Here is a 4453-nt window from a genome sequence, read left to right on the forward strand (position 1 = left end):
GCCGTTAGCGTCAGAAGGATATCGGCGTACCAGGCGCAATTGAGGCCCAGCGACTCATCCACTTCCGCGTCTCGCCCCCCATATCGATACGCGCGGAATGCACGCCCAGCAGCTTCCACGGCAAGATCTGGTCGCCCTCAGCACAGCGCAGCACCACAGGCGCACCGCTGCTGCCACGGTGCGTCCGCGCGTCCGTAAGAAAATATCCTTGCCCCTGAAAGCGCAGGCCGAAGGAAGAGGCAATGACTGCCTGCCGTACCACTGGCAGATGATGGAGCGTGTCATGAAAGCCCAGCGGAAAGCCCACCACCAGCAACAAACTACCTACTTCAATTTCTTGAAATGCGCTTTGCAAATGCGCCGGTGTAAAGCACTGGATCACTACCGACTCCGGTAAATCACTGCGATCAATCTCAATCACTGCAACATCAATTTCTCCTCCGCTATCTTTGCCCTGGCGCCAGAGACTTTTGCCATCGCGGTAAAGATAAACCGACAACACGGTTGCGCGGGTTAAATTCTCGGCATCGGTGTATGGAGTTCAATTTCAATACGGTTCGGGAAGTGTTTGCTGGGTTTGTCAGTCACTACATGCCTGCTGGTGACGAAAAATAGTCGCTTGTCTCGTGCGAAAAAGAAACCACTGGCGCGGGTGAGCAACCGGTCATTATCAAACGTCGACACGCGGGCCATGGTTAAGAGCAGGGATTCAATCATGGGGATCTTTTGCCCGTCGTCGGATCAGTCTCTACCGTCAGCGGTCACGTTGTGATTGACCACCAGCGACTCATCGACCACTTCTGCCGGTTCGTGTGCGCAGCATGGATGTTAAAAATGAAGTCACTTCCCGGTGCATTCACTTCATAACTCAACGCCAGGGAGAGACGCAGACGAATCATGGCCAAGGCACCTCTCTGCGGGCTAAATGTACGTTGATCACTGGGCCAGGTTTTCCCAGATAGCTGATGACGCGTCTGATGAGTATGCCGCATTGCTGACCGGTGATCCAACCTGGGGGACTACGCAGTCTCAAGCTTTTGTTTTGCGCTGCTTTCGCCTATGCTTCCTGGCGACTCTTGCCACCCCCATTAGGTGGCGTCGCGTCTACCGCTCTCCATAAACAGGTTGCCAGAATGAACCAAAAGTGACTACGACGTTGTGCTGGAAACGCGCCCCATGACCAAGATGCAGGATGATGCAGGAACGCGAGGGCAACGACTGGGCACTTTCGCAGTAAAGTGGTTATTGCAGTGGACCGCACTATGGCCGGACACATGGCGTTCACGCTGTGGTGGCTGGTTGGGGCTGATCGTCATGGCGGGACTCCCCAAGATACGCCGGGTGGTAGACATCAATCTGGAGATTGCCTTTCCTGACTGGTCATTAGCCGGCCGTCAGCAGTTGCGTCGGCGTAATTTTCGTGAACTGGGGCGCACAGCGTTGGAACTGGGGCCGATCTGGGCGCGGCCCTTGCCGAAGACGCTGGGGATGGTGCGGGAGGTGGAGGGCGCGGAGGCTGTTGATCACGCCCTCGCCCTGGACCGTGGGGTCATCCTGTTTACCGCGCATTTGGGTCCCTGGGAGGCGGCGGTGCTTTATACCGGCCAGCGTTGGCCGATTACCGGCATGTATCGGGCATTGCGAAATCCGGGCATGGATGCTCTGATGCGGCACAGCCGAGAGCGCAGCGGGGCCCGTCAGCTCAACAAAGAACGAGGTATTCGCCCCTTGTGCCGCCTCCTCAAGAAAAAAGAAGTCATCGGCATCCTGACCGACCAGAATGTCGATCCCCGAGAAGGTGTGTTTGCGCCATTTTTTGCGTATCCGGCTTGCACAACCCCCGTGCTGGGGCGGCTGGCAGCGCGTGACCGGGTGCCGGTTTTCGGCATGTTTGCCTATCGTCTGCCGCAAGGGTCGGGGTTCAGAATTGAATTTGTACCGCTGCCCGACACTTTCCCCAGCGGCGATGCAGTGGCCGATGCAACCCTCATGAATGCCTGCATGGAAACCGCCATTCGCAAAGCACCTGAGCAATATTGGTGGGTGCATCGCCGTTTCAAGGACCAGCCCGCACCGCGCAAACGGCCTTACTGACCCCACAAGATTATAGACACTACGGTGTCATCTGGCCAAAGCGCCCGCTGTTGAAATCCGCAATGGCCTGCTTGATTTCACCCTCGCTATTCATCACGAAGGGGCCGTAGCCAACGATGGGCTCGTCAATCGGCTCACCACTCAAGAGCAGGACGCTGGCATCGCTGTTAGCTTCAATGGAAAACTCCTGGCTTGCCGCGTCCAGCACCAGCATTTGCGCCGCACGCACTACGGTATCGGCATTCACCAGCACGGTTCCCCGGAGCACGATCAGCGCAGTGCTCCAGCCATCGGGCACGGATAACGTACTCACACCGCCCGCCCTCAGGCGCAGGTCCCATATGTGCATCGGCGAGAAAGTGCTGGCCGGACCACGCTGTCCGGCATACGCACCGGCGATAACCCGCAGCGTTCCGGTGTCGTCAGGCAGCACAATCTCCGGAATATCCTGATCGACAATGGCCTGATAACCGGGCGCGGTCATCTTGTCTTTAGCTGGAAGATTGACCCAGAGCTGCACCATCTCCAGCTCGCCACCCGCCGCCGTGAAGGCCGGAGAGTGGAACTCTTCATGCAGAATCCCCGATCCGGCGGTCATCCATTGCACATCGCCGGGACCAATAACCCCACCCTGCCCGGTGGAGTCGCGATGCGCCACCTCTCCCTTATACACAATCGTCACCGTCTCAAAGCCGCGATGCGGATGCTGCCCCACCCCCCGCGGCTGTTGTGTCGGCGTAAAGGCCATGGGACCGGCGTAGTCCAGCAGCAGGAAGGGGCTGAGCGCCTTGCCGTGACTGTGATATGAAAACATGGAGCGCACCGGAAAACCGTCCCCCACCCAGTGGGAATGCGGTGCATCATAAACACCCAGCACTTTTTTCATGACTATCTCCTGAATATAGGGTTTAACCAGCTCACAAATATACTATAGGTTGAGGAGTGGGACGGTTTGTTACCGGATTTCTGGTATATACTCGCAACACGGGCAGGATTGGGGGCTTGTGGGGCTGGAGTACGCCGGGACATCGGTGTCCTGAGCGCGGCGGCTCCCGGCCATTCACGAGCAGGCAATGGCCGTCATTCTTCAGCCATGCCACCATCAAGACCAACGTTGGTAAGCGTGGCGAGTATTCCATGACAAAGCGTCGTATAGCCTTAGCGAAGTCGTAGGAGGAAGCGGGAATGAGCCTGCGCAGATGTTTACTGGATTGCTTTCGTGCAAATGCCCGCGAACAGTCAAAGGATCTGTACCGAATCACGCCGATCGGCTTGGCGCTGGGCCTCTGGTTTTCTCTATTCCTGTTTGTGCCCGGACAGGCTGTGGCGACCCTCTTCATAAAAGTGGTTACGCTGCCTTTCTTACTGGCAATAGCCTGCTGGATACGACTCATGCGGGGGAGAACGCAACATTAATCACTATTCCCGGGACGGCAACAGGAGCGCTCTTTTGATTGCGGTAAGTGTCCGCTGCATCAACGCCATCGGCTCGGTACCCACCCCCGCATGAGTCATTCGGAAATCGAACCGGGCTTTATCGTCCTCCACGGCGACCGTCTGGAGTGGCTCGGCGATGCCGTTCTGGAATGGCTGCGCGAGCACCCGCTTCGGCCGCTGGAAGAGGAAATCTTTCTCGTCCAGAGCAACGGCGTTGCCGAATGGCTGCAATGGACCCTGGCAGCCCATGAGGGCATCTGTGCCGCGGTGCGCGTCGCTCTGCCGGGGCGTTTTCTCTGGGAAAGCTATGGACGGGTGCTGGGCACCAGCATCGTCTCGGCCCGCTCGCCGCTGGACAAGGCCCCCCTCACCTGGCGACTGATGCGGCTCTTGCCGGAACTGCTGTCCCATGCCGATTTCACTCCCTTGCGGCATTTTATCGGCCAGTCACAGCGGCCGGACGGCGCATTGGAGCGGCGCTGGCAAATGGCCGCGCAGATCGCCGATCTCTTCGACCAGTATCAGGTCTATCGTGGCGACTGGCTGGCGGACTGGGCCACAGACCAGTCCCTGCTGCGGCGGGGCGATGGCGAGCGGGTGACTCTGCCCGCAGACCAGCGCTGGCAACCCCGGCTCTGGCAGGCGTTACGGCAGAACCTGCACAGCCGCGAACAGGGTCAGGCCCTGGGCCGGGCGCAGGTGCATGACCGGTTCCTCGCCGCCCTGAACGCCGGGCGCCCCCCTGCAACATCGTTGCCCCGCCGCGTCATCCTCTTCGGGGCGGCCACACTGCCGGAACAGAGCTTGACCGCGCTGGCCGCACTGGGCCAGCAGATGCAGGTGATCCTTGCGGTGCCCAACCCCTGCCGCTACCACTGGGCCGACATCGCCTCGGGACGGGAATTGCTCAAGCGCGAACGCC

At 59.2% G+C, this 4453-nt stretch carries 6 protein-coding genes; 2 read left to right on the forward strand and 4 right to left on the reverse strand.

The annotated features are described in order from the left end of the window. Positions 1–10: 10 nt before the first annotated feature. From AC2VNK_RS06110 to AC2VNK_RS06120, 3 genes are read right to left on the reverse strand one after another with little or no spacing between them, the layout of a single operon-like run. Positions 11–499: a trypsin-like peptidase domain-containing protein gene (locus tag AC2VNK_RS06110; RefSeq protein WP_486883182.1), complete on the reverse strand. Its 489-nt coding sequence runs from the start codon at positions 497–499 to the stop codon at positions 11–13. A 14-nt stretch (positions 500–513) separates the two neighbouring features. Then, the gene (locus AC2VNK_RS06115) at positions 514–717 is read right to left on the reverse strand and encodes a hypothetical protein (protein ID WP_291524360.1); all 204 of its coding nucleotides are present in this window, start codon (positions 715–717) and stop codon (positions 514–516) included. 44 nt (positions 718–761) lie between these two features. Then, complete coding sequence (locus AC2VNK_RS06120; protein ID WP_291524361.1) at positions 762–899, reverse strand: hypothetical protein; 138 nt, start codon at positions 897–899, stop codon at positions 762–764. 277 nt (positions 900–1176) lie between these two features. On the opposite strand from AC2VNK_RS06120, the gene AC2VNK_RS06125 reads away from it, so the two are divergent. Continuing rightward, positions 1177–2094: a lysophospholipid acyltransferase family protein gene (locus AC2VNK_RS06125; RefSeq protein ID WP_291524363.1), complete on the forward strand. Its 918-nt coding sequence runs from the start codon at positions 1177–1179 to the stop codon at positions 2092–2094. Between the two features lie 19 nt (positions 2095–2113). Here the strand turns inward: AC2VNK_RS06125 and AC2VNK_RS06130 are convergent, their stop codons facing one another. Further along, positions 2114–2980 carry a pirin family protein gene (locus AC2VNK_RS06130; protein WP_291524365.1) on the reverse strand — a complete coding sequence of 289 codons (867 nt, stop codon included), beginning with the start codon at positions 2978–2980 and terminating at the stop codon, positions 2114–2116. Between the two features lie 620 nt (positions 2981–3600). Between AC2VNK_RS06130 and AC2VNK_RS06135 the strand changes: the two genes are divergently transcribed. Continuing rightward, the coding region (locus tag AC2VNK_RS06135) for an exodeoxyribonuclease V subunit gamma (protein ID WP_486883183.1) at positions 3601–4453 on the forward strand (853 nt) is incomplete at its 3' end.

The organism is Acidithiobacillus sp. TH-A35 (assembly GCF_057473505.1).